This is a genomic window from Microcoleus sp., assembly GCF_049646505.1.
Taxonomy (GTDB): Bacteria; Cyanobacteriota; Cyanobacteriia; order Cyanobacteriales; family Microcoleaceae; genus Microcoleus.
In genome coordinates, this window is the sequence record NZ_JBARVX010000239.1 from 1 (window position 1) to 2,447 (window position 2,447).

A 2,447-nucleotide genomic window follows, 5' to 3' on the forward strand; every position below is an offset into this window, starting at 1 on the left:
ATAACCAATAACCAATAACAAATAACAAATAAACAATAACCAATAACCAATAACCAATAACCAATAACCAATAACCAATAACCAATAACCAATAACCAATAACCAATAACCAATAACTAATAACCAATAACTAATGACTAATGACTGCTGACTAATGACTAATGACTGCTGACTGCTGACTAATTCATTCATTTAGAAATTCACCTTCACAGATAATCGAGTCTCTGTTTTCCAAATCTTCTTGATTCCAAATCGAGTTTAATGCTGCCGAACTTAGAGAAGTTGACATTGTATTTAATGTGGTGTTGTAGTATTCGACAGCATTATTCTGTTCCATTTGCGGCGCTTCCTTGAAGTAGGAATTAATGTCAGGCGTGCAGCGCTGGGCTTGGTAGTATAAATAAGCTTCAGCGTTAATGCACATGACGTGGTAAAAATCCTTGTTTGCTGCTGCCACATCTCCGAGTTTGTACAGCGCTAAACCTCGGTTTAGATAAGCTTTGACATAGTTTGGATCGAGTTCCACTGCTTTGTCAAAGTCTTCTATTGCTAGCTGCATTTGTTTTAATTTATAGCGGACGCATCCTCTGTTATAATACGCATAAACATTGTTAGGATCGATGCCGAGTGCAGTGTTATAATCGGCGATCGCCTGCGTATTGTCCTTTAACTGGTGGTAACAGAGACCGCGATTTATGTAAGCTTTGATATATCTAGGATTCAACCGCAGCGTTTCGTTAAAGTTCTCTATTGCTGCCTCTTTTTCTCCTAAAAGGTAGTAAGCTCGCCCCCGGTTGTAATAAGTTTTATAATTTTGGGAATTGATAGATAGAGCTCGATTGTAGTCTTCTATTGCTTCTTCGTAATGTCCTAAATTAGCCAGTACGAGTCCCCGGTTGTTATAAATAGCGTGACTGTCAGGTTTGTTTGCTAAAGCGCAGTTGAGATCCTCAATGGCTTTGTCGTTTTCTCCGAGATGCCGCCAAGCATTGCCTCGATTCAGATAAGCCTCGAACAAATTAGGATTGATATCTAGTGCTTGGCTCAGGTCTGCGATCGCCCTTTGGTAGTCTTTCATGTAATAGTAGACTAAGCCGCGATTGTTATATGCTTTGGCATCGGCGGGATTGGCTTGCAGTATCTGATCGAAGTCTTCGATTGCCGCTTCGTAGTTTCCTTTCTTGGCGCTATGCAAACCGCGCTTGTAAAATTGTTTGAGGTTCATAGGTAAGTCGATTTGAGAATATTCGATTTGAGATTTACTTGCAGCATTGAATCTGAAAGCAACAACCGCAGTCTAAAATTTTGGGAGATCCACATCAGAGCGTCGGGGGCACGGTACCGCTTCTTGGGTGGGTCAACTTTCAGGATTGCTTGAATCTCGGCGGTGATTCCTTTGCAGTCAGTGTTGAGTTCGACAGGCGTTAATCTGTTGAAAGAGCTTCTATTTACGCCCAGAGTAACTCTTGAGTTATTCGATGAAATCTACCCTAAACAGGATTTAGGTCGATTTTAACAGCAGTTAAATCATCTTGAAAGAGCCTGCACCTCGGCTGGATTTACTTGATCGGTTCGATTGTTGCCCGATGGCTTACGCCCCGCTACGCTACGGCTTTCGCTGCCAACTCTAGTTTTCGTTAGTGCTCTGTATCTTTTAATGCGACTGCGATCGGCTCGATCGCCAAATTAAGCTTGTTGACACGCCCCATAGGTATAAATTGTTGCACGCACTTCGATTTAGTAAAATTTATATCCTGTTGAGCAACTTGATCTGAGTATTTCTCGCAGCAGGTATCTACAAACTTTTGCTGGCTAACTTTATACCAATTAGCGATTACCGATTGACTTCCTCTTCCACATAAACTCTCAATTTCTCCAAATCTGGAAGTTCGACCAATTCTTTTTCCTTTTCCTTAACCGACACAGGCATCCTCACAGGTTGACGGTGTTCTATCCAGCAACTCGCCAGCGGCAAAGTTTGTTCCAAATCTTCCAAAGGCCTGGGAATTACCATCACCGCGTTCAACTCGCCAATCCGCTCAGCTTCGTACATCCCGGCTTCTACGGCGACTGCTACATCTGCGACTGCACCGCGAATAATTGCCGTACACAAACCTGCGCCAATTTTCTCGTAGGCGGCCAAGTGTACGTCTGCGGATTTGAGCATAGCATCGCAAGCACCGACCATTGCCGGAAATCCCCGCGTTTCGAGCAAACCGATCGCCTGATTGCTCAGCCGAGAATAACTGCCACTTTCGGAGAGTTCAGTCAGCCGGAAGCCGATCGGCAAAACCACTTCCAAATTAGCCAAAGGCCTGGGAATCACCAATTTAGAAACAAACTGTCCGAACTGTTCGGCCGTCTGAGCTCCTGCTTCCACAGCCAAACGCACGTCGGAAATTCGCCCCCGGACGATCGCCGTACAGTGACCGGAACCTATTTTTTCG

The 2,447-nt window shown here is 44.1% G+C and carries 2 protein-coding genes and 1 pseudogene; all 3 read right to left on the reverse strand.

Features of this window, described 5'->3' with window-relative positions:
- Positions 1-192: pseudogene (locus WBA89_RS12845) on the reverse strand (hypothetical protein); the annotation flags it as partial.
- Positions 185-1,225 (reverse strand): tetratricopeptide repeat protein, encoded by a 1,041-nt coding sequence (locus tag WBA89_RS12850; protein WP_424406927.1) that lies wholly within the window; start codon positions 1,223-1,225, stop codon positions 185-187. The pseudogene WBA89_RS12845 and the gene WBA89_RS12850, both read right to left, overlap by 8 nt.
- 609 nt (positions 1,226-1,834) lie before the next feature.
- The coding region (locus WBA89_RS12855) for a BMC domain-containing protein (RefSeq protein WP_424406929.1) at positions 1,835-2,447 on the reverse strand (613 nt) is incomplete at its 5' end.

Bases quoted from the DNA above. Each gene is read 5' to 3' on its own strand.
- WBA89_RS12850 (WP_424406927.1), bottom strand. From the start codon at position 1,225: ATGAACCTCAAACAATTTTACAAGCGCGGTTTGCATAGCGCCAAGAAA.